The organism is Capsulimonas sp., from assembly GCF_039929585.1.
Classification (GTDB): Bacteria; Armatimonadota; Armatimonadia; order Armatimonadales; family Capsulimonadaceae; genus Capsulimonas.
Map to the genome: position 1 here is coordinate 48,099 of NZ_JBDSQY010000293.1, position 22,947 is coordinate 71,045.

Annotated in this window: 17 protein-coding genes; 15 read left to right on the forward strand and 2 right to left on the reverse strand. The window is 58.0% G+C overall.

The features are described from left to right. Positions 1 to 92: 92 nt before the first annotated feature. The 9 genes from ABIZ35_RS22390 to ABIZ35_RS22430 all read left to right on the forward strand — a co-directional run bounded on the left by ABIZ35_RS22390 (position 93) and on the right by ABIZ35_RS22430 (position 13,173). On the forward strand, positions 93 to 971 hold the full coding sequence (locus ABIZ35_RS22390; RefSeq protein WP_348222151.1) for a hypothetical protein: 879 nt from the start codon (positions 93 to 95) through the stop codon (positions 969 to 971). A 187-nt stretch (positions 972 to 1,158) separates the two neighbouring features. After that, the gene (locus ABIZ35_RS22395; protein WP_348222152.1) at positions 1,159 to 2,043 is read left to right on the forward strand and encodes a hypothetical protein; all 885 of its coding nucleotides are present in this window, start codon (positions 1,159 to 1,161) and stop codon (positions 2,041 to 2,043) included. Positions 2,044 to 2,173: 130 nt separating this feature from the next. After that, complete coding sequence (gene fdhD, locus ABIZ35_RS22400; RefSeq protein ID WP_348222153.1) at positions 2,174 to 3,037, forward strand: formate dehydrogenase accessory sulfurtransferase FdhD; 864 nt, start codon at positions 2,174 to 2,176, stop codon at positions 3,035 to 3,037. Then, positions 3,027 to 5,363 carry an FdhF/YdeP family oxidoreductase gene (locus ABIZ35_RS22405; RefSeq protein WP_348222154.1) on the forward strand — a complete coding sequence of 779 codons (2,337 nt, stop codon included), beginning with the start codon at positions 3,027 to 3,029 and terminating at the stop codon, positions 5,361 to 5,363. Before fdhD ends, ABIZ35_RS22405 begins: the two co-directional genes overlap by 11 nt. 278 nt (positions 5,364 to 5,641) lie before the next feature. Continuing rightward, the gene (locus ABIZ35_RS22410) at positions 5,642 to 7,159 is read left to right on the forward strand and encodes a glycoside hydrolase family 76 protein (RefSeq protein ID WP_348222155.1); all 1,518 of its coding nucleotides are present in this window, start codon (positions 5,642 to 5,644) and stop codon (positions 7,157 to 7,159) included. A gap of 98 nt (positions 7,160 to 7,257) precedes the next feature. After that, positions 7,258 to 8,808, forward strand: a complete 1,551-nt coding sequence (locus ABIZ35_RS22415) for a glycoside hydrolase family 76 protein (RefSeq protein WP_348222156.1) — start codon at positions 7,258 to 7,260, stop codon at positions 8,806 to 8,808. Between the two features lie 37 nt (positions 8,809 to 8,845). Further along, complete coding sequence (locus ABIZ35_RS22420; protein WP_348222157.1) at positions 8,846 to 10,384, forward strand: RICIN domain-containing protein; 1,539 nt, start codon at positions 8,846 to 8,848, stop codon at positions 10,382 to 10,384. A 50-nt stretch (positions 10,385 to 10,434) separates the two neighbouring features. Further along, on the forward strand, positions 10,435 to 11,577 hold the full coding sequence (locus tag ABIZ35_RS22425) for an RICIN domain-containing protein (protein ID WP_348222158.1): 1,143 nt from the start codon (positions 10,435 to 10,437) through the stop codon (positions 11,575 to 11,577). A 105-nt stretch (positions 11,578 to 11,682) separates the two neighbouring features. After that, positions 11,683 to 13,173 (forward strand): glycoside hydrolase family 76 protein, encoded by a 1,491-nt coding sequence (locus ABIZ35_RS22430; RefSeq protein WP_348222159.1) that lies wholly within the window; start codon positions 11,683 to 11,685, stop codon positions 13,171 to 13,173. Between the two features lie 97 nt (positions 13,174 to 13,270). Here ABIZ35_RS22430 and ABIZ35_RS22435 read toward each other — a convergent pair whose 3' ends face one another. Then, complete coding sequence (locus ABIZ35_RS22435; RefSeq protein WP_348222168.1) at positions 13,271 to 14,800, reverse strand: family 43 glycosylhydrolase; 1,530 nt, start codon at positions 14,798 to 14,800, stop codon at positions 13,271 to 13,273. A 370-nt stretch (positions 14,801 to 15,170) separates the two neighbouring features. On the opposite strand from ABIZ35_RS22435, the gene ABIZ35_RS22440 reads away from it, so the two are divergent. The 6 genes from ABIZ35_RS22440 (at position 15,171) to ABIZ35_RS22465 (ending at position 22,168) form a co-directional block, all read left to right on the forward strand. Then, entirely contained in the window at positions 15,171 to 15,539 is a 369-nt protein-coding gene (locus ABIZ35_RS22440; protein ID WP_348222160.1) for a hypothetical protein, read from the forward strand. Between the two features lie 792 nt (positions 15,540 to 16,331). Next, on the forward strand, positions 16,332 to 18,518 hold the full coding sequence (topA, locus tag ABIZ35_RS22445) for a type I DNA topoisomerase (RefSeq protein ID WP_348222161.1): 2,187 nt from the start codon (positions 16,332 to 16,334) through the stop codon (positions 18,516 to 18,518). A gap of 9 nt (positions 18,519 to 18,527) precedes the next feature. Then, complete coding sequence (locus tag ABIZ35_RS22450; protein WP_348222162.1) at positions 18,528 to 18,884, forward strand: ASCH domain-containing protein; 357 nt, start codon at positions 18,528 to 18,530, stop codon at positions 18,882 to 18,884. Positions 18,885 to 18,976: 92 nt separating this feature from the next. Beyond that, positions 18,977 to 20,302 (forward strand): methylenetetrahydrofolate--tRNA-(uracil(54)-C(5))-methyltransferase (FADH(2)-oxidizing) TrmFO, encoded by a 1,326-nt coding sequence (gene trmFO, locus ABIZ35_RS22455; protein WP_348222163.1) that lies wholly within the window; start codon positions 18,977 to 18,979, stop codon positions 20,300 to 20,302. Continuing rightward, positions 20,295 to 21,206, forward strand: a complete 912-nt coding sequence (gene xerA / locus ABIZ35_RS22460; RefSeq protein WP_348222164.1) for a site-specific tyrosine recombinase/integron integrase — start codon at positions 20,295 to 20,297, stop codon at positions 21,204 to 21,206. Before trmFO ends, xerA begins: the two co-directional genes overlap by 8 nt. Before the next feature lie 14 nt (positions 21,207 to 21,220). Beyond that, a complete protein-coding gene (locus tag ABIZ35_RS22465) occupies positions 21,221 to 22,168 on the forward strand; it encodes a DUF4351 domain-containing protein (protein WP_348222165.1) in 948 nt (315 codons plus the stop codon). 23 nt (positions 22,169 to 22,191) lie between these two features. Here the strand turns inward: ABIZ35_RS22465 and ABIZ35_RS22470 are convergent, their stop codons facing one another. Next, positions 22,192 to 22,764, reverse strand: a complete 573-nt coding sequence (locus ABIZ35_RS22470) for a GNAT family protein (protein ID WP_348222166.1) — start codon at positions 22,762 to 22,764, stop codon at positions 22,192 to 22,194. Between the last annotated feature and the right edge of the window lie 183 nt (positions 22,765 to 22,947).

Sequence of the window (22,947 nt, forward strand, 5' to 3'; positions counted from 1 at the left end):
CAGGCGCATACCGATGATGATTCACGCCAATCAAGTACTGTAAACAACGCAAGAGCAGCAGGAGCAAAGGACAAACCATGAATCTCCAATCAATGATGAAAACTTTCGTTATCGCGGGCGCAGCCCTCGCGTTCGCCACATCCGCGCACGCGCAGGCGACCCGCACCTGGGTCTCAGGCGTCGGCGATGACGTCAACCCGTGCAGCCGGACCGCCCCCTGCAAGACATTCGCGGGAGCCATCTCCAAGACCGCTGCGGGCGGAGAGATCGACACGCTCGACCCGGGCGGTTATGGAGCGGTCACCATCACCAAGTCGATCACCATCGACGGCGGCGGATCGCACTCAAGCATTTTGTTCTCAGGCACGAACGGCGTGATCGTCAATGCGGCCGCGACGGATATTGTGACGCTGCGCAATCTGTCGCTAAACGGCGCCGGGAGCACTTTAGGTCTCAATGGCATCCGCTATATTGCCGGCGGCGCGCTAAACGTGCAGAAATGTAACATTTTTTCGTTCAGTAACTATGGAATTGACGTGTCGCTGACCGCCGCCGGCAAACTGACACTCAAGGATACGACCATCACGGGCGGCACGCGTGGCGTGAGCGCGATTACGACGGCGGGAAACCTGTTCGTTTCCGGCGACAATGTCACCGTCAATAACTCCTTCGTCGGCATCGACCTGGGATATGGATACGGCCAGTTCACAAACTCGGTCGTGACCAAGTGCGGAACCGTGGGCCTTCTGGGCGAAGGCGGTTTCTTAACCTTCAGCAATGGAACGATCAGCAGTTGCGGAACTGCCGTGCGCGTGTACAACCCCGCCACGGTACGTCTGTCCAACGACGATCTTTTGGACAACGGCCTGAACTATGGGTATACGGGCGCAGGCAAAATCGCCTCGGCCGGAAATAACCGCGTTGCCGGAGGCGTGATTGTCGCGCCGAACGCCACAATCACCGTGCAGTAAAACCACGTTCCGTAATCGGATTTTTCATCCAGGCGGCGTGAAGACTTCGCACTCCACGCCGCCCTGATTTCAGCTCTCCCCTTCCCTCGTTTCTTACATCCCAATTTGCCTCGACCAAGGTGAACCTCTCGATTTGCCGGTGAGATACCGAAAATAGATTAACCTTACCAGGAGATCTAAATTTTCTATGACGATCCAATCGATGAAAACTTTCGTTATCGCGGGCGCGGCGCTTGCGTTCGCCACTTCCGCGCACGCACAGGCGACGCGCACCTGGGTCTCGGGCGTCGGCGATGACGTCAACCCGTGCAGTCGGACCGCCCCCTGCAAGACATTCGCGGGAGCCATCTCCAAGACCGCCGCGGGCGGTGAGATCGACACACTCGATCCCGGCGGCTATGGAACCGTCACTATCACCAAGTCGATCACCATTGACGGCGGCGGATCGCTGTCCAGCATTCTGTTCTCAGGCACGAACGGCGTGATCGTCAATGCGGCCTCGACGGATACCGTGACGCTGCGTAATCTGTCGTTCGACGGCGGCGGCACGGGCCTGAACGGCATTCGCTACATTGCCGGCGGCGCGCTAAACGTGCAGAAATGTGATATTTTTTCGTTCAGTAACTATGGAATTGACGTGTCGCTGACCGCCGCCGGCAAGGTGACGATCAAGGATACGACGATTACGGGCGGCGCCCGTGGCGTGAGCGCCATCACGACTGCCGGAAACCTCTTCGTGTCCGGCGACAATGTCACCGTTAATAACGCCTATGTTGGCATCGACCTGGGATACGGATACGGACAGTTCACGAACTCGATGGTCACAAAGTGCGGAACTGTCGGTCTTCTGGGTGAGGGCGGCTTCCTGACGTTCAGCAATGGTGTCATCAGCAGCTGCGGAACCGCCGCGCGCGTCTACAACCCCGCCACGATTCGTCTGTCCAACGACGATCTTTTGGACAACGGCCTGAACTATGGGTATACGGGCGCAGGCAAAATCGCCTCCGCCGGAAATAACCATGTGGCTGGAGGAGGCGTTGCAACGCCGAACGCGACAATGACCACGCAGTAAAATTTCGGCGACCTTTCGAAACAAATCCTGAGCGCCCCCGATCCTCTTCACATGCATGAAGATGATCGGGGGCGCTTTTTTTACGACTTTGCATTGCGCCGACATACGGCATTCAGGGTCATAATAAGTTATGACATCATTGTTAGCGACAAAGCAGATACGGATCACCGCAGTCAGCCTCGCGTCCAATGCTGGCGCGCGTAACATCGACCCCGTGGAGGATCTGGTCGCCGTCGAGGAGCCGCTGGAAATCCAGGTTTCGTCTATTCACGGCCCGGCGCGTACGGTTTCCATCACGATGCGTACGCCCGGAAACGACGCCGAGCTTGCCGCCGGGTTTCTCTGGGGTGAAGGGGCGTTTCAAAGAACCGATCAAATTCTTGGAAGCCAGGCCGAGCAAAATGTCATCCGAACGATTGTCGCTCCGGAAGTCCTGGATGGCCTAGAACGGCTGAGCAGAAATTTCTATACGACTTCCAGCTGCGGTGTCTGCGGCAAAACCTCGCTGACGGCCCTGCGGCAGCGCACAAAGTTTACAATTAATCCTGGTTCGCCAATAGTCGAGGCTGATATCCTGACCGGCATTCCGGACACAGTAAGAAAAGTCCAGAAGACGTTCAATCAAACCGGCGGGCTTCATGGCGCGGCGCTGCTCGAAGCCGATGGAACCCTGATCGCGCTGCGCGAGGATGTCGGGCGGCATAACGCTGTGGATAAGCTCATTGGCGCGTGTGTCCTCAACCATCAGCTGCCTCTCTCGGGTGCTATTCTTTTTCTGAGCGGTCGCGCGAGCTTTGAGCTTCTGCAAAAGGCGTACATGGCGGGCATCCCGATTGTCGCGGCGGTCGGCGCCCCCTCCAGTCTCGCCGTTGAGATGGCGGAAGAAGCAGGAATCACGCTGATCGGATTTCTTCGCGGCCAGCGTTTCAATATTTACACTAGCGCGGAGCGAGTGCGCCTCACATCGTCAATGGAGACAAAAATTGAGCGATAACCCAAATCTAACCAATCATGGAGAAGTACAGCCGGAAGGGCCGCGAGCCGAGCCCACCGCCGGCCTCAGCGCGCCGAAAACCGCAGCTGGCGGCGTGCCCGCCCTGGTGTCGTCACTGCGCCACATTCACGAAGAAACAGGCGTCGTGCGCGGCGCGCGGACGCTCCTGCGCATGAATCAGACCGATGGGTTCGACTGCCCAGGCTGCGCGTGGCCCGATCCCGAAAACAAGCGCTCGCACGCTGAGTTCTGCGAAAACGGCGTCAAAGCCGTTGCAGAGGAGGCAACGACCAAACGAATCACAACAGAGTTCTTTCAAAAATGGAGCGTCGCCGATCTTTCGGAACAAACCGATCACTGGCTGGGCAAGCAAGGCCGCCTCACCCACCCCATGGTTCTTCGTCCCGGGGCGACACACTATGAACCGGTCTCGTGGGATAACGCATTCCAAATCATCGCCTCGGAACTGAACGCGCTGGCGTCCCCGAATGAGGCGCTCTTTTATACCTCCGGCCGCACCAGCAATGAAGCCGCATTTCTCTATCAGCTGTTCGTACGGCAGTTCGGCACAAACAATCTCCCCGACTGCTCCAACATGTGCCATGAGTCCAGCGGCGCGGCCCTCAGCGAAACGCTCGGCGTTGGTAAAGGCACGGTCACGCTGGAAGATCTGGAGATGGCGGATACGATCTTCGTGATCGGACAAAACCCCGGCACCAACCACCCGCGCATGCTCAGCGCCCTCCAGCACGCGGTTCGCAACGGCTGTACGGTTGTCAGCGTCAACCCATTGCCCGAAGCCGGCCTGATACGCTTCCAGCACCCTCAAGAACCCATCGGGATGCTGGCGGGCGGCACCCCGCTCTCCAAGCTCTTCCTGCAAGTGCGGATCAACGGCGACGTCGCGCTGCTCAAAGGAATCCTCAAAGAGATGCTGGAAGCCGAAGACAGATCTCCCGGGTCGGTCTTCGACCATGAGTTTATCGCGGCGCATACCAGCGGCTATGACGAGTTCGCAGCCGATATACGCCTGGAATCTTGGGAAGCAATCGTCGAGCAAAGCGGCATTGGTCGCGAGCAGATCCGTGAGGCGGCGGAAACCGCGATGCGCGCCGAGCGGATGATCTGCTGCTGGGCGATGGGGCTGACGCAGCACAAAAACGCCGTCGCCAACATTCAGGAAATCGTCAACCTGCTGCTTCTGCGCGGCCAGATCGGCAAGCCCGGCGCCGGCGTATGCCCCGTGCGCGGCCATAGCAATGTCCAAGGTGATCGGACAATGGGCATTTGGGAAAAGATGCCCGACCGATTTCTGGACGCCCTGGGACGCGAATTCGATTTCGAGCCGCCACGCCGCCATGGCCTGGACGCCGTCGAATCGATCAAAGCAATGCACGCCGGCAAGGCGCGTGTCTTCATCGGCATGGGCGGAAATTTTCTCTCCGCGACACCGGATACAACCTATACAGCGACGGCGCTAAGCCAATGCGATTTGACCGTTCAAATCTCCACCAAGCTCAATCGCAGTCATCTCATTACGGGAAAAACGGCGCTAATCCTTCCCTGTCTAGGCCGCACTGAGGCTGACATCCAGTCGTCCGGGCCGCAGTTTGTCACCGTAGAAGATTCCATGAGCGTCGTTCATCGTTCACGCGGCGCGCTCGCGCCGGCGTCCGAGCATCTTCGCAGCGAGCCGGCCATCGTCGCCGGCATGGCGAGCGCCACGCTTGGCGCCCGATCCAAAGTTCAATGGGACCAATTGGCGTCAAACTACGATCTCATCCGCGATCACGTCTCTCATGTCATTCCCGGCTTCCACGACTATAACGAACGCGTCCGCGAAACCAACGGCTTTCGGCTGCCGAACGGCGCACGCGAGCGCAGCTTCGTCACATCCACACAAAAAGCGCGCTTCACGGTCCACCCCATCCCTGAAACAAAGCTGGCGCCAGACGAGCTTCTCATGATGACCATTCGGAGCCATGACCAGTACAACACCACAATCTACGGCTTGGATGACCGGTACCGGGGCATCCACAACGGCCGCCGTGTTGTGCTTCTGAACGCCCACGATATCGAAGAATTAGGCTTCCAGCCTCAGGAATGGGTCGATCTGATCGGCCGCTTCCAAGGAGAAGAACGCGTCGCCGAACGATTTCTGATCGTCCCCTACGACATCCCCCGCCGATGCGCCGCCACATACTTCCCCGAAGCCAATGTCCTGGTCCCCATCAACAGCGTTGCCGACAAAAGCAACACACCCACATCAAAGTCTGTTGTCATCGCATTGCGGCGTTTGACTGCATCCGACGCAATGAACCCCTGAACGAAATCTTTATGGGACCAATCGCTTGACAATGGTCCCATTCTGCTATATAATGGAGCCGTAACGAAGTATGATACAGGAACACGATGACAGCATTGTTAGTGCTTAGTCGCTTAAAAAGTATTATTGCTAGAATAGCAATACAATTAACAATAATGGTCAAGACAATTTCCGTCCTGGAGGTAATTAAACAACCACAGAAGACATTGTTTAATAGTTAAAATCGCATCACAGCTACGAAATCAGAGAGGATTAACATGAAGAAAAATAAGGGTTCAATGATCGGAGTACTGGCCAAAGTCGGCCTGATGGCGTTACTTGTTGGTCTGGGAGGCGCATCGCCCCAGCAGGCGTCGGCCATAGGATCCGGCGACGCCGACACGATGTTCAATGGCTTTAACAACGCATTTTTGGTTAATGGCAACTATTACAAGACAAGCATCAACGGCAGCACCTTTGACGGCGGCTGGACCGGCGCGCTAGACATCATGGTGGCCGAGGATGCTTACGAGCGGACCGGCAGCGCCGCGCACAAGAATCTCGTCAACAACCTCTGCACTACCTTCCTCCAGAAGTTCCCGCCCGGATACACCTGGGACGGCTACAACGACGACATCGGCTGGATGTCCATCATGCTGGCCCGCGGATATCTGATCACCGGCAACGCCAACCTGCTTACCCAGGCGCGAACGTCCTGCTTCGACATGGCGTGGGCGCGCGGATGGGACACCCAGTACAACGGCGGCGGCATTTGGGAACAGCAGCCCAACATGACCCCGGCCGGCCAGAAGATCGACAAGGAAGCTCTCTCCAACGACAGCCTGGGCAAGGCCGCCTGCCTGATCTACATGGGCAACCACGATCAATGGTATCTGGACCGCGCTACTCAGATCTACGCCTGGGTGCGCAGCCACCTCTACAATACAAGCAACGGCCAAGTTTACAACGGCGTTGACCGCAACAACGTCGTCGATACCAGCAGGAATGTCTACAACCAGGGCACTTTTGCGGATTACGCCAATTACCTCTATCAGATCACCGGCAACGTCATGTATTACGACGACGCCAAAAGGGCGATCGACTACGTCAAAGGTCCTTCCTGGTACAACGGCGGCGTCATGACCGGGGGCGGCACCAATACCTGGTCGGACGAGTACGCCCGAGGCCTGGGACATTTCTGTCGGGATAACCGCCAGTGGGGCGCATACCTCAGCTGGGCGCAGGCCAACGCCAACGCCGCCTGGAGCCGTCGCCGCACCGACTACAACATCTGCTGGAGCGACTTCAGCCAGCAGACCCCGAACGATAATAATATCATTACGAATCGGTTTTGCGACGCGGCGGCGTGGCTGCAGTACACCCCAGCCACCATGCCCAGCAACGTCTGGGGACGGCACACGATCGTCGGCTTGAACAACATGGCGGTGGACACGCTCGGCCTGATCGACAATAACAAAGTCGTGGGCCTCTGGGGCTTGAACTACGGCCAGACCCAGATTTGGAACTTCACCCAGAATGCGGATACCTCCTGGAACATCGTCAGCCAATCCAGCTGGAAAGCGCTGGATGTTCCAGGCGGCTCCACCACCAACGGAACGCAAATCATTCAGTGGGCTCCTACCCGCGACACGAACCAGCGGTGGTGGGTAGACATGCAGTCTGACGGCAGTTACAAGATCTGGAACCAGCAAAGCAGCCTATCTTTGGATAGCTCCAGCACTACGACCAACGGACAGGCGCTGATCGAATGGGGCTGGAACGCCAACGCGCCCCAGCAGCGCTGGCTGCTGCAATAAATCATTGGAGAAAGGCCGCTGTCTGATAAAGGCAGCGGCCGTGTTTCCGTATGATTCTATCGCTATTATCACAATACATTGACAAGGAGATCATGAACATGAAGAAGATACCATGCGCGATCAAGGCAAAGATCGTGGGCCAAATTGGGCTGCTGGCTTTGCTTGTTGGCCTGAGCTGTAGTATGCCGCAGCAGGCGGCGGCGATCGGCTCCGGCGACGCCGATTCATCCTTCAACGCATTCAACAATGCCTTTCTGGTAAATTCCGGCGGCCAGACCTATTACAAAGCGGCGCTGAACAACGCAAATGCGGACGGCACCTGGGCGGCCTCGCTGGACATTCTCGTGGCGGAGGACGCTTACGAGCGCACCGGTAGCGCCGCGCACAAGACGCTGGTGAATAACCTCTGCACGACCTGGCTCCAGAAGACTCCGCCGCCGTGGGACTGGGACGGCTGGAATGACGATATTGGCTGGTTTTCACTGGCGCTGGTCCGTGGCTATCAGCAGACGGGCAACGCCAACTTTCTCACCCAGGCCCGCTATGGCTTCGATATGGCCTGGGCTCGCGGCTGGGATACCCAATACAATGGCGGCGGAATCTGGGAGCAGCAGCCCGAAAAAACTCCGGCTGGGCAAGCCATCAATAAAGAAGCTCTGTCCAACGACAGTCTGGGGAAAGTGGCTTGCTTGATCTACCAAAGCAATCACGATCAATGGTATCTGGACCGGGCGACCCAGATCTACGACTGGGTCTGGCATCACCTTTACAACCCGAGCAACGGCCAGGTTTACGCCAATGTCGATCGTAACGGAGTGGTCAACACCGGCACAGCCGTCTATAACCAGGGGACGTTTGTGGACTTCGCCAATTACATGTACCAGATCACGGGAAACGTGAACTACTACAACGACGCCAAGCGAGCCATCGATTACGTCAAGAACAACATGACGACGAACGGGATCATCAGCAACAACGCCGGTTACCTGAACACCTGGGCGGATGAGTTTGCGCGTGGCCTGGGACATTTCTGCCGGGACAACCGCCAATGGGGAACTTACTATCCATGGATGGTGCAGAACGCGGACGCCATCATGAACACCCGGCGCACCGATCTCAACATCACCTGGAACGGCTGGACTCAGCAGACTCCCAACGACAATACCTTGATCGCGAATAAGTTCGCCAGCGCAGTGGCCTGGCTGCAATTCACTCCGGCGACCCAGCCCAACAACATTGCCGGTACGCACGCGATTGTCAGCAAGCAGAACGGCATTGCGATCGATAATGGCGGCAGCGCCGCCAACGGGGGCGGCGTGATTCAGTGGGGTTTGAACTATGGCCAGAACCAGAAGTGGAACTTCACCCAGAACGCGGATACCTCCTGGAACATCGTCAGTCAGTCGAGCTGGAAGGCTTTGGATAATCCCGGCGGTTCCGCGACCAACGGTACACAGATGGTGCAGTGGACTCCGACCCGCGATACGAACCAGCGCTGGTGGGTGGACGTGCAGTCCGACGGCTCGTACAAGATCTGGAACCAGCAAAGCAGCCTGGCGCTGGATAACTCCAGCTCCAATACCAATGGACAGGCGCTGATCGAATGGATTTGGAACGGTGGAACCCAGCAGCGCTGGCTTCTGCAGTAAGCCCCCAAGAAACGACTAGGATTTGGAGAACACCACGATGAACACCCGCTCGACACGCAAAAAAATGACTTCTCACTGGACAAAGCGCATCGGCTTTGCAGCATTACTGGGGCTTTCGATTACGCTCGCCGGCGCGCCTGGCGCCCACGCGCAAAACAGCGCCAACGCCGACACCGTATATAACGGCTGGCTCAATGCGTACTTGATCCGCTCCGGCGGACAGACCTACTTCTGCAACAGCCTCACCGATCGTTCCCGCGCCTTTATGTGGGGTCAGGCTTATATGATCACCGGCGTGGAGGACGCCTACGATAAGAATAAAGCGGCGGATCGAAAGCAGCTCGTCACCGATCTTCTGAACACCTTCATCGCGAATGAGATCACGCCGGACACGAACAAAAACCTGGCGTGGGACAGCTGGAACGACGATCTGGCGTGGGCGATTATCGCGCTGATCCGAGGCTATCAAATTACCGGCAATACCGCTTACCGAGACGCCGCCGTAACAAACTGGAACGTCGTTTACAACCGGGGCTGGGATAATACATTCGGCGGCGGGATTTGGGAGAATATGGATAACGTCCCCGCCGGCGGCAAAGGCGGGCTGAGCAACTGGCCGATGGTGATCGCCGGCGGCCTCATCTATGATTCCACCGGCGACGCCACGATCTTGAGCAAAAGCCAGTCCATCTACGCCTGGGCGCGGTCGCACGCCTACGATCCCAACAACGGCCGAGTCTACGAAGGCTGGAACTCCACCGGCATCTACGGCGACGATAACGCCTATAACAGCGGGCTTCTTGTCAACTCGGCCAACGCGCTCTATAAGATCACGCGTACGACTCAGTATTACAACGACGCCGTAACGGCCGCCGCTCATGTGATCAACAAATACCCCATTTTGAATGAAGACCATCCCGCGAATGGGGACTTTGGAGGCGATCAGTTCTACCGGGGCCTGAGCCTCTTCGCCCGCCAAAATAATCTCTGGAACACCTACTGGCAATGGCTGGAGAACAACGCCGCTTCCGCCTGGAATAACCGGCGAACGGATTCCAATGTCTCCTGGAACAACTTCACTTCGCCCACCACGACCGGCAATCTCCGCGCGATGGAAGCCGAAGGCTCGGTTGTCGTGCAGGCGGTCTCTCAGATCAATCCCATCAGCGGCGTTCACACCATCTTCAACCAGGCGAACGGCTTAGTGATTGACAACGCCAGCACCAACACCCAGGGCGCGGGCGTCATCCAATGGGGCTGGAACAGCGGCAGCGCGCAGAAGTGGATCTTCACCCAGAATTCCGATAGCTCCTGGAGTATTGTCAATAAATATAGCGGCCAGGGGCTGGATAACGCCAACAGCACATCGAACGGAACACAAATAATCCAGTGGGGCGCGAGTAGCGGCAACAACAACCAGCGCTGGTGGGTGGACCAGCAGTCCGACGGCTCCTACAAGATCTGGAACAAAGCCAATAGTTTGGCGCTCGACAACAACAATATGAATACGAACGCCGCTTCGCTGATCCAGTGGGGCTGGAACGGCGGCGCTAACCAGAGATGGTATCTCAAATAAACGGCGATCGCCGTTTTTCTTTTGTTCACTTCACCCTTGGGAGACTAAAAATGACTGTGTCCGCATATAAAAAAAAGAACGCTTTCTCTTTCGCCTCGGTCTGCCTGGGCTCCCTGATGATGCTGACAGGGATTTCCTCGGCGGCGCAAAGCGCGGGATTGCGCCTGATGCCGATTGGCGACTCGATCACGTCGGGATTCCAAAGCACCACCAACAACGGCTACCGGGGACCGCTCTGGAGCACACTGAAAAACCAGGGCAACGCCATCGACTTCGTCGGCGCCATTCGGGATGGCGTGATGTTCGATCCCGACCATGAAGGCCATTCCGGCAAGCGAATCGATGAGGTCGCCGCACTGATCAACGGTCCATTAGCGACTTATCAGCCCAATCTCGTCACGCTGCATATCGGCACCAACGATCTGGGGCAGAACTATAACGTTTCCACCGCGCCCAACAGACTGGCTTCACTGATCGATCAGATCTTCAACACCGACCCCGGCGTCACTATCGTGGTGGCTCAGCTGATCTGCAATAAGGACGCAACGGTTCAATCGCGCATCAACTCCTATAACAGCCAGATCCCCGGCATCGTGCAGGCGCGGGCGAACGCCGGCAAGCATATCACCATGGTCAGCATGAGTTCGCTCAACACGGGAGACTTGTACGACAGCACACATCCCAACGACGGCGGCTATCAGAAGATGGCCAACGTCTGGGCTGGCGGCGTCCAGCAGGTCATCGCCAACGGCTGGGTCTCCAACATCGATTTCGCCGGCTACTTTGAGATCAAAAACGTCTACAGCGGACTCTCGCTGGATGTCTCCGGCGGCTCCACCACCAACGGCGGAATCGTCATTCAGTATCCCTACGGCGGCGGCTCCAACCAGTTGTGGAACTTCATCCCTACCAGCAGCGGCTACTACCAGATCAAGAATGCGTACAGCGGCCTGGATATCAATGTCTCCGGCGCCCGCACCGACAACGGCGCGCCTATTGTCCAATGGCAATTCGGCAACCAGGGCAACGACCAGTGGCTGCCCACCCGTCAGAGCGACGGCTCGTATGTGTTTACCAACCGGCACAGCGGCCTGGTTCTGGACAATCCTGGCGGAACAACGCAGGGCGCGCAGCTTGACCAATGGGGTTCGAACCCAGGAACCAACCAAAGGTTCTATGTGGGCGCCCATTAGCCCTGAGGCCCCTTCGCACGACGCAACCGCCTGGGTGAAAAATTTCTTCCGCCCAGGCGGTTGCGCGCGCCTTGGATGCGGATCCACTCACTACAAAGGAACACCATGAAAACAACGAAGACGAATCTTATGACGAGCTTGGTGACTACGCTCCTCACCGCAGCAACCCTCCTTCCCGCCCCCACGGCTCACGCCCAAAACGCCGCAAACGCCGACGCTGCTTATAACAGCTTTCTATCCGCCTACCTGGTGCGATCTGGTGGTCAGACTTACTTCGTCGATGGCTTGAACAAACGCGACAAGGCGTTCTTCTGGGGTCAATGCTACATGATCACCATGGTGGAGGATGCCTACGATCGGTCTCCAACACCGGCCAACAAACAGCTCGTCATCGATCTGGTCAATTCTCAGTTCAATCAGGATACCTACAACTGGTCGTGGGACGGCTGGAACGATGACGTGGAATGGGGAATCATCGCGGCGATTCGCGCTTACGAAATCACTGGCAACACCACTTACCGAGACGTCGCCGCCAATAACTGGAACATGGTTTGGAATCGCGGATGGGACGGCGTCGTGGGCGGAGGCGTCTGGGAAAACGGGGATAAGTTCAGCAAATGCGCTTTGAGCAATGACCCGATGATCATCTCCGGCTGCTTGCTCTATCAAGCCACGGGCGACGCCACCTATCTGAACAAGTGCACACAGCAAATCTATCCCTGGATGCGAAGCCATGTCTTTGATCCTTCCACTGGACAGGTTAACGAAGGAGTGACGAACACTGGCGCCCTTCAATCGTCCCGCAATGTTTATAACAGCGGGGCCTTCATCCTTGCGGCCAACGCTCTCTACAAAGCCACGGGGAACCAGCAGTATTATAACGACGCGAAACTCGCGGCCGATTTTATCGTCAACTCCACGCCTACTCTTTATCACAATGGCGCGGACGGATCTTGGGCGGACCAGTTCGTGCGCGGCTTGAGCAGATTCGCGCGTGAAAATAACCTCTGGGGCACATACAGCGGCTGGCTGAATAATCAAGCGGCCGCTGCATGGAATCATCGACGCACCGATAAAAATCTCACGGATAACAATTGGCTGGCAAATACTCCTGGCGGCGAGACATACGCCATGAACGCCCTCAGCGCGGTGGTGGTCCAGCTGGTTACTCAGATTAATCCTCTGACCGGCTCCCATGTGATTGTGAGCAAAGTTAGCGGCAAGGCGGTGGAGAACGGCGGCAGCATGGCCAATAACGCCGGGATCATCCAATGGGGTAAGGGCGGCCAGCCATGGCAGACCTGGAACTTCACACAGAACTCGGATACCTCGTGGAACATCGTCAACGCGTACAGCACACAGGGGCTGGATACAGGCGGATCCACGACGAACGGAACGCAGCTCATCCAGTGGCCCGCAGACAGCGCCAACAACAACCAGCGCTGGTGGGTGGACGGGCAGTCCGACGGCTCCTACAAAATCTGGAGCAAGGCCAACAGCAGATCCCTGGATAATTCCGGATCCACCGTGGACGGGTTCAAAATTATTCTATGGGATTGGAATGGCGGCAACCAGCAGCGATTCCTCCTTCAGTAAATTCCGTACAAATCAGCCCCGCAAGCGACAATCGCTTGCGGGGCTGATTTGCGCGTGAAGCCTGAAGGCAACCGCGCAATCCCAATTCCGTGGTGACTCACAAAGCGTGGTAACGGAAATCGCTGAAGCGCGCTTCGCCGGTCGCGCTCGCCGCCAGCGCGATGCGCAGAGCCTGAAATCCCCCCAGCTTATTGACGTTGAAGTCGGACGCGTCGAAATCCTTCACCAAGCTTTGCCAGTGACGCCCGTCGTCGCTGGCCAATACCTCGATACGGTGGCGACGGTTCACGATCTTCAGGTGCGCCGCGCTCCCCGTCCAGGGCCGATCCGCCAGAGTTTCCTTGGGACCGTAAACGCGCAGACGCCCGCTGCCCAGTTCGGCGAACAGCCAGTGGTCGGGGTTATAAAACAGCCCCAGCGCCGCGCCGCAGCCCCCCTTCGGCGACGCCACGACCTGCGCTTCATAGCTGGCGTCGCGCGCCATCACGGTGAGCGGCGAGCTGTGCCCGGGCGTGTCGCCCTTGGCGCCCACCGTGAGCGCGCCGTGTCCTGTATGGAAACGGCTCATGTCGGCTTCGCTCCAAGCCCCCCAGGTCGCCTTGAGCGCTGGCGCGCGGAAGTCGTCAGACAGCGAAAGCATCGGCTTCTGGGCGACGCCCATCGGCGCGGGCATCGGCTGGTCGCGCCGCGAGCCAAGCGGCGCCTGCGGCCAGCCGTCGTCCGTCCATTCGATCGGCTCCAGCAGCGTGTGACGCCCCAGCGACTTAAAGCCGTTTCGGTAGCCGTGGTAAACGAAGTACCAGCGGCCATCGGGCGTGTCCACGAGCGTTCCGTGCCCCACTGACCACCAGGTCTCATCCTCGCTGTACGTGTGGATGAGCGGGTTGTGGGGCGAATTTTCCCACGGGCCTAGCGGCGAACGGGAGCGAGCCACGACGGCCATGTGGCTGGTGGGCGGTCCGCTGGTGCCGCCTTCGGCGCAGATCAGGTAGTAGAAGTCGCCGCGCCGGGTCAGCTTGGGGCTCTCCAGCCAGAACCCTTCCGTCTTCCATTCCGCCGGGAACTGCCAGCCGTTATAAACCTGCTTTTTTTCTCCGACTGCGGACAAGCCGTCGTCGCTCAGCTCCACCATGTGGCCGCCCGCCGTATAAAGATAACGTGTCCCGTCCGGCCCAACGATGTGGCCGGGATCGATATCGTCGACCTTCAGTTCGATCGGCTCGCTCCATGGTCCGCTCGGATGTTCCGCATGGACGACAAAAATGCCTCCCATTGGGAAATAGATATAATAGTGTCCCTTGTGTTCGACAAGATCAGGCGCCCATACCTCCGCCCTTTCGTAGGAATGGCTGAGCGCCTTCGAAATCGGGGTCCAGTTCACCAGATCGCGCGAGTGCCAGACCACTAGGCCTGGCGCATAGCGGTAGCACGTGTGGGTGAAATAGAAATCCTTGCCGACGCGCAGGATCGTAGGATCCGCGTAGTCGCCAGCAAACAGCGGATTTTGAAATTGGGCGGCTTTTCGCTCACGCGGGGCGCGTCCCCATGCTGCGGGCAAATGACTCGCCAACATCGTCGTTGACGCTCCCGCCGCCAATTGCAGCAGCGCGCGGCGAGATAATTTCACTTCATTCAAATGGATCGCTCACTTTCCTGGGCGCCGGGCAGCAATTGCCGGACTTGACGGCATTCTTCGTGGAATGCAGACGTCCTGATACGCCTGTAACTTCTGAGTGTCTTAGATCTCTGAGACTAGGTAATTCTAACATGTAAAGGGACCATAGTCAACAATGGAGCCATTAATGAATTTTCATGGAGCCGTTTCATGATACCTTTATGGTGTATTTAAGATTATCGGCGTAGAGGAGATGAGAGGCGGCAGATATCCAAAGCCTGACAGTCAATGGTCAAAGCTCCAACTCCCCATGGCTTCGCTTCGCAAGCATCGCCTATGGCGCGACGCTCGCCTACACCATGGGAACCAACGCGAACACCACTTGGAGGTCGAACCTTTCCCTCGCCCCGCCTTCCTACACCGATGGATGTCCACGCCGCTCACACAGAACTATTTCTGGTGGACCAGTCTGGAAGCGGGCGAATATCAGCCGACCTGGACCAACAACGTCGATATCTCATCTCCCGGAGGCAATCTCTCCCACGTCGGCCCCGTGCTGAGCGGCGGATCGGGACCGGAGATGGGAGTTCGCACCGAGAGCAGCCAAAGCGGCAAATCCTCGCTTCTGTACTCCGGGAGTTCTCAACGCGGCGCGGCGGTGCACGCCTATCTGAAGGCGTTCGCCTCCACCCCAACGCGCAAAGCGGATCGCTGGCGCTGGATACCTGGAACTACGTCTCAGTCGATCTGACCCCGCTGGCCGGCAAGACCGTCAACCGCGTCGACTTCGGCTACGACAACCCTAACAGCACCGGCGGGTATCGCGGCTATGTGGACGACATCGCCTTCACAACGCCCGGCTGATACGCTCGTTACGAGAGTACATCCCCGAACACAAAACCCCATCGGCCCATAGAGCCGTCGGGGATTTGTGTTCCGTCAACAAAGAGAATAACGACGCGGACGCCATCATCGTTTCCGATAAAACACACCATTCCCCACAGAATTGATTGCATTGGGTGTATATGACATTTCAGTTACGTGCTGAAATTCATGGTTGCTCATCTCATACAAAAGGATGGTCTTGCCCTTGATCTTATAAGCGCCCGCGACGTGTCGGCGGCTTGTCCCAAAGCGGCCGACGTGGCCATAAAGCAGCGTTCCATTCGGGCGAAGTATGATAGACTGTACGCCCTTAGTTCGATCTCGACGGATATACACCTGGTCACTCTTTTGTAGGGGACGCGAACGAGCGAAGGCGGCGACGGCAATACCGGCGAAAGCCGGAATAAGCAGAAGCAGACTAACAATCTTTAAAGGTTTGAGCATGCCAAAATCATTATGGTTCGCGTTCTAACATTCCTCCTTGAGCGCCACGCTGATTTGCGGGCGATGCATCTCTCCATCGCGGGAAAGCCAAATTGTGTGGTAAGATCATGCAGTTGCGATTGCGCTGGCGTTCTGCGCCATTTGCCCCGCTCCCCGGTAACAAATCGGCGCGTGGGGTGTTATAATAGTAGAACGCTCAGGAAAGACGGTTTGTATGGCAAAGAAATTAATCATCGTTGAGTCCCCCGCGAAGACGAAGACGCTCAAGGGGTTTCTCGGCGCGGACTATCAGGTTGAGGCGAGCATGGGGCATGTGCGTGACCTCCCGGAGAAGAAGCTGTCGATCGATATCGAGAACGACTTTGCGCCCACCTATCAGATCATCCCCGAGCGCAAGGATGTTGTCGCCAAATTAAAGGCCGCCGCCAAGGGAGCCGATGAAGTCTACCTGGCGAGCGACCCGGACCGTGAAGGGGAAGCGATCTCCTGGCACCTCAAGGAAGCGCTCGGCCTCAAGGATCCAAAGCGTATCCAGTTCAACGAGATCACCAAGACGGCGGTTCTGGCGGCGCTGCAGAACTATCGTACGATCGATATGGACCGCGTCAACGCCCAGCAGGCGCGGCGCGAACTGGACCGGATCGTGGGCTACAAGATCAGCCCGCTGCTCTGGCGCAAGGTCAAGAAGGGCCTGAGCGCCGGCCGCGTGCAGTCGGTCGCCGTTCGTCTCATTGCGGACCGCGAGCGGGAGATCCTGGCGTTCAATCCCGTCGAGTACTGGACGATCGGCGCGACGCTGACTCCCGATACGGTGAAGAACAAGTTCGACGCCAATCTGACCGAGCGTGACAACAAGAAGATCGAAATTCCCGATCAAGCCACGAGCGACAAGATCCTGTCGGATCTGGACGGCGCCGAGTACCGTGTCAAGAAGGTCAAGAAGAGCGAGAAGCGACGCAACCCGTCCGCGCCCTTCATCACCAGTACGCTCCAGCAGGAAGCCTCGCGCAAGCTCGGCTTTAGCGCCAAGCGCACGATGATGGTCGCGCAGCAGCTCTACGAAGGTTTGGAAGTCGCCGGCGAAGGCCATGTCGGTTTGATCACCTACATGCGTACTGACTCCACGCGTATCGCCGATGAAGCGCAGCAGTCGGCTCGCGCTTACATTGTCACGGAATACGGCGCGGCCTACGCTCCGGCGCAGACCAAACAATATAAGAAGGGCGGCTCCGCGCAGGACGCCCACGAAGCGATCCGCCCGACCAGCGTCGAGCGCGTTCCCGATCAGATCGCCAAGCTTCTGACCGCCGAGCAGGCCAAGCTGTACAAGCTGATCTGGCAGCGCTTCTTAGCGTCCCAGATGGCGCCCGCCGTGTTCGATGTCGTTACCGTAGACATCAGCGCACGGAACTATACGTTCCGCGCCACGGGATCGACCGTCAAGTTCGACGGCTTCCTGCGCGTTTACCGTGAAGGCAAGGACGATCCGAATCAGGTGGATGACGAGGACAAGCAGCCCCTGCCGGCGCTCACCGACGAACAGCTGCTGAAACTGCTCCAGATCCTGCCTAAGCAGCACTTCACCGAGCCGCCCCCGCGCTACACGGAAGCGACCCTGGTCAAGGCGCTGGAGGAAAAGGGCATCGGACGCCCGAGCACCTACGCCGCGATCATGTCCACGATTATCGACCGCAAGTACGTGGAGCTGGAGCAGAAGAAGTTCAAGCCCACCGAACTGGGATCAACCGTCAACGACCTGCTGGTGAAGCACTTCCCCAGCGTTCTGGACATCGCGTTCACCGCCGAGATGGAAACCAAGCTCGACGGCGTCGCCGAGGGCAAGGAAGATTGGGTCGCGATGATGCGCTCCTTCTACGGTCCGTTCGCCGAGAGCCTGGAAAAGGCCGGCGAGGAGATGGAGAAGGTCAAGATCGAGCCGAAGCTCGCCGGCATCGACTGCCCGAAATGCGGCAAGCCGATGGTGGTGCGCTCCAGCCGGTTCGGCGAGTTCGTTGGCTGCTCGGACTACCCCGAGTGCAAGACAATTGTCCGTCCCGAAGCCGAAAAGATCGACATTCCGTGCCCCAAGTGCGGCGGCGAGATCGTCCAGAAGCGCAGCCGTAAGGGCGCCATCTTCTATGGCTGCAAAGAGTACCCGAAGTGCGACTTCGTGGCCTGGGGCAAGCCGACCGGACAAGACTGTCCGACATGCGGCTCGCCGGTGATGGAAAATACATATCGCGGGCGCGTGATTGGCGTCAAGTGCCACAACGCTGAATGCGATTACAAAGAGTCAACGAAGAAATCAAACGACGAAGCCGGTGAGAACGACGAAGCGGGAACGGAAGCCGAACCCGCGCAGACGCGCGAATTGGCGGGTGCGGCGCAAGGCAAAGGATAACTCAAGGGGATGTTCGCTCTGAATTTTTACACAGATCTTTACGGCGACGCGCTGAAGCGCGGCCGCAAGTCCGCGACGATCCGTCTCGGCGACAAAAGCGCGAAGTACGCCACCGGCCAGATCGTATGGGTGACGGTCGGGCAGCGCTTCGCCCGGCGCAAGAAACTCTTCTGCGCCATCCTAGACGCCGTCGAAGTCAAGGTCGCCAAGGACCTGTCGCCCCGCGACATCCAGCGTGAGAACCCCGAGTTCCACACCACCGAAGACGCCGTGACTCTCCTCTCACGCATCTACGCCCGCGAAGTATCCGAGGACGAAATCGTCACCGTCATCTACTTCTCGCCGATTGACGAATACGAGCTTTAGGTCCAATTCTTATTGACGAGCAATAGGCGGAGCCAAATGGCTCCGCCTATTGCTCGTTCCACGGCGGAAGATTCCCAGGGTATACTCTTTCCATGACCTATGTGACAGTTATCGGTGGCGGACTGGCAGGCAGCGAGGCCGCCTGGCAGGCCGCCGAGGCCGGGGCCAAAGTGCGCCTTTATGAAATGCGGCCCGTGAAGCGAACTCCCGTCCATCAGACGGGCGACTTCGCGGAGCTTGTCTGCTCCAACTCCCTCAAATCCAATAGTATTACCAACGCGGCCGGTCTTTTGAAGGAAGAAATGCGGCGCATGGGGTCGATGGTGATCGCCTGCGCCGACGCCTCCAGCGTTCCTGCTGGCGACGCCCTCGCCGTGGACCGCATTCTCTTCGCTCAGGCCATCACAGAGCGGCTTTCCACTCATCCCAATATTGAGATCGTGCGCGAGGAAGTCACGGAGCTGCCCGAAGATGGCGTGACGATTATTGCAACTGGCCCTCTTACCTCCGAAGCGCTCGCGGGCGCGATCGGTGAGTTGACGGGGCTGACACAACTGCATTTTTACGACGCCGTCGCGCCGACGATCGACGCTTCGACTATCAATCGAGAGATCGCCTTCGCCGCCTCGCGCTACGATAAGGGCGACGACGACGCCTACCTGAACTGCCCGATGAACCGCGAAGAGTACGACGCCTTCTACGCAGCGCTCACGACTGCCGAGCTTGCGCCGCTGGGCGATCACGAAGGCAAGACGTCTTTCTTTGAAGGCTGTCTTCCCATCGAAGTGCTTGCCTCACGCGGCCCCAAGACCCTCTGCTTTGGCCCGATGAAGCCCGTCGGTCTCACCGACCCGCGCACCGGCCGCTGGCCTTGGGCCTGCGTGCAGCTGCGCCAGGAGAACCGCGACGCGACTTTGTACTCCATGGTCGGCTTCCAAACCCGCATGAAGTGGGGCGACCAAAAGCGCGTTCTGCGCATGATCCCTGGATTAGAAGAAGCAGAGTTCGTGCGCTATGGTGTCATCCATCGCAACACTTACATCCAATCCCCCCAGCTCCTGACCAATGCTCTGCAGATGAAAGAACATCCCAATATCTTTTTCGCCGGACAGATTACCGGCGTGGAGGGGTATGTGGAATCGGCGGCCACGGGTATTCTCGCTGGACGCAACGCGGCGAGGTTCTTAAAAGGCGAATCGCTGCTCACGCTGCCGGAAGAGACGATGCTGGGCGCGCTTACGCATTATGTCGCGCACTATGACGGCAAGGACTTCCAGCCGATGAACTCCAATTGGGGCATCGTGCCGCCGCTTCCCAATCGCGTCCGTGACAAGAAGGAAAAGGCCTCGATCATGGCTGAACGCGGCATGGCCGCCCTGGAAACCGTCCAGGGCCTTAACCTACTCGCCCGTGTTTGACACCGCGATCGACGCCTTCCTGAAGGCGCAGGCGGATGTGCGGGGCGCCTCCCCGCACACCGTCAAAGCCTACGCCGAAGACCTGCGCCAATTCGCGGACTACGCGATGGCGCAGGGCAAGTTCACCCCCGCCCACGCTGAGCCATCGCTGCTCCGCGCCTATCTCAATCATCTGCAATCGCTCGGTCTCGCCCGCGCCTCGCGCGCCCGCAAAACCGCCGCGCTTCGATCCTTCTTCAATTATCTCACGATGCAGGGCGAGCTGGCGCAATCGCCGGCGACGGGGCTGCGAACGGTCAAACTGGACCGCCGGCTGCCCAAGTTTCTGCGAACGGATGAGATCGAGAAGCTTCTGACCTCCCCCGCGCAAAACCCACTCGGACTGCGCGACCGCGCCCTTTTGGAAATGCTCTATGCGAGCGGCATGCGCGCCGGCGAGTTAGTCATCTTAAATATTGGGGATGTGGATTTCGAGGAAGCGATTGTGCGAGTGGTGGGAAAAGGCGACAAAGAGCGCGTGACGCTGCTCGGTCGCGAAGCTTTGACAGCGCTCACCACTTATCTCACCGCCGGCCGCCCCACCCTCGTGGAGCACGCCAAAGACGCCGGCGCGCTCTTCGTCAACCGCTACGGCGCGCGTCTCTCCGACCGAGGCGTGCGCAAGCTCTTCGACAAGTACTGCGAAGCCGCCTCATCCACCCTCAAGATCACCCCACACGTCATGCGGCATACCTTCGCCACGCACCTGCTCAACAACGGCGCCGACCTGAGATTGGTGCAGGAGCTGCTCGGCCACACCAGCCTCGCCACCACTCAGATGTACACACACGTCACCACCGAGCGCTTGCAGGAAGTCCATCGCGCCGCGCATCCACGAGCGCGCGGTGTTCCTGATAGCGACTGAGGTACAATCTCCACATGGACCACGATCGACTCTTCAAAGAACTGCTGAGCAATTTCTTCGGCGAGTTCGTCGACTTGTTTCTGCCTAAAGTCAGCGCCTATTTGGACCGTGACGCCGCCTTCGTCGCGATGGACAAAGAAGTCTTTACCGACATCACTCTCGGTGAAAAGCACGAAGTCGATGTCTTGATGAAGGCCAAATTTCGCGGCGAAGAAACGTTCTTCCTCATTCACGTCGAAAATCAAGCCAAAGCGCAGAGCCACTTCCCTAAGCGAATGTTCCGCTACTTCGCCCGTCTCACTGAGAAATACGACATTCCCATTTATCCCGTGGTCATCTTCTCCTACGATGCGCCGCAACGACCGGAACCGAATCGATATACAGTAGCATTTCCGAACAAGACTGTGCTAAGATTCGATTACGATGTTATACAACTGAATCGCCTTCCATGGCGCAGGTTCGTCAAACAGGATAACCCGGTCGCGAGCGCCCTAATGGCAAAGATGAAGATGAGAGCGCAGGACAGGCCTAAAGTAAAAGCAGAGTGCTTACGGCTACTAGCAAGTCTCAGGCTCGATCCCGCGAAATCAACACTGATTGGCGGATTTATTGACAGCTATTTGGAACTGACTGCTCAAGAGATGAAGCAATATGAGCGAGAATTTACCCAGTTCACTCCTGAGGAAAGGACGGAAACGATGGAACTCATGACAAGTTGGGGACGAATTGGCAAAGAAGAAGGCAAAAAAGAAGGCATAAGGGAAGGCATAAGGGAAGGCAAAGAGGAAATGGTCTTACGTCAGCTTCGACGCCGTTTTGGCTCCGTTACTGCCGAAGTCACTCAGCAGCTTGACCGACTCATGCCGGAACAGCTTGACGATTTAGGAGAAGCGCTCCTAGATTTCAACGTTATCAACGATTTGGAACAGTGGCTCGCTGGGCATACGCAGACAGCGAATTGAGCGGACGGCAGCGGGTAGCGGACTTACGCCGCGCCCCCATTTTTCTTCAGCCACTCGTCTTTGAGGATAGCGTACAGATATTCATCGGTCCACTCACCCTTGAACCAGTAGCTTTGCAGGTGATGCCCTTCCCGGCGCATCCCCAGCCGCTCCATGAGCGCCGCAGAAGCGATGTTTCGGGTGTCGGCTCGGCCGACGATCCGGTGGACGTCCAGATCGTGGAAGGCGTAGCCAACGACGGCGGCAATCGCTTCCGTGGCGAAGCCTTGCTTTTGATACGGCCGCGAGAGGGTGAAACCGATCTCGGCCTGGCGCGGCTCGCGGCTGTCGACTTCTAAGTAGCAGTCGCCGATGAGCGACTCCGTTTCGGTCATCTCGATCGCCAATTGAAGCCCTTTGCCGGGCTGGCCGCAGGGCAGGATTTTCATCTCCTCGATGAACTCCCTCGCTTCTTCTTCACTGCAGCAGTTCCAGCTTTGAAAGCGCGCCACTTCGGCGTCGTTGCGGTACGCAAGAAATGCGCTGACGTCGGCGTCGTCAAAGCGGCGGATCTTCAGGCGCGGGGAGCTTAGTCCTGGAAACGTGTCAATGGTCATAGCGGATCCGTGTGAAATGCGGGTCAGTTCAGGATGGCCTTCGCGGCGGCGGAGGGCGTACGGTCGACAACGCTGATCTTGCGGCCGATGCGCTCTTCGAACTCGGGGATCGTCATATCGTCGAGGAAGACGTCGCGGTCCGGGTCACGCAGCATGATCGCGGGAATGATAATGCGCTCGCCC

What these genes read in the sequence shown, in the direction of transcription:
- ABIZ35_RS22390 (WP_348222151.1), top strand. Translation starts at nt 93, where the DNA reads ATGATGAAAACTTTCGTTATCGCGGGCGCAGCCCTCGCGTTCGCCACA.
- ABIZ35_RS22395 (WP_348222152.1), top strand. Translation starts at nt 1,159, where the DNA reads ATGACGATCCAATCGATGAAAACTTTCGTTATCGCGGGCGCGGCGCTT.
- fdhD (WP_348222153.1), top strand. Translation starts at nt 2,174, where the DNA reads ATGACATCATTGTTAGCGACAAAGCAGATACGGATCACCGCAGTCAGC.
- ABIZ35_RS22410 (WP_348222155.1), top strand. Translation starts at nt 5,642, where the DNA reads ATGATCGGAGTACTGGCCAAAGTCGGCCTGATGGCGTTACTTGTTGGT.
- ABIZ35_RS22415 (WP_348222156.1), top strand. Translation starts at nt 7,258, where the DNA reads ATGAAGAAGATACCATGCGCGATCAAGGCAAAGATCGTGGGCCAAATT.
- ABIZ35_RS22420 (WP_348222157.1), top strand. Translation starts at nt 8,846, where the DNA reads ATGAACACCCGCTCGACACGCAAAAAAATGACTTCTCACTGGACAAAG.
- ABIZ35_RS22425 (WP_348222158.1), top strand. Translation starts at nt 10,435, where the DNA reads ATGACTGTGTCCGCATATAAAAAAAAGAACGCTTTCTCTTTCGCCTCG.
- ABIZ35_RS22430 (WP_348222159.1), top strand. Translation starts at nt 11,683, where the DNA reads ATGAAAACAACGAAGACGAATCTTATGACGAGCTTGGTGACTACGCTC.
- topA (WP_348222161.1), top strand. Translation starts at nt 16,332, where the DNA reads ATGGCAAAGAAATTAATCATCGTTGAGTCCCCCGCGAAGACGAAGACG.
- ABIZ35_RS22450 (WP_348222162.1), top strand. Translation starts at nt 18,528, where the DNA reads ATGTTCGCTCTGAATTTTTACACAGATCTTTACGGCGACGCGCTGAAG.
- trmFO (WP_348222163.1), top strand. Translation starts at nt 18,977, where the DNA reads ATGACCTATGTGACAGTTATCGGTGGCGGACTGGCAGGCAGCGAGGCC.
- ABIZ35_RS22465 (WP_348222165.1), top strand. Translation starts at nt 21,221, where the DNA reads ATGGACCACGATCGACTCTTCAAAGAACTGCTGAGCAATTTCTTCGGC.
- ABIZ35_RS22470 (WP_348222166.1), bottom strand. Translation starts at nt 22,764, where the DNA reads ATGACCATTGACACGTTTCCAGGACTAAGCTCCCCGCGCCTGAAGATC.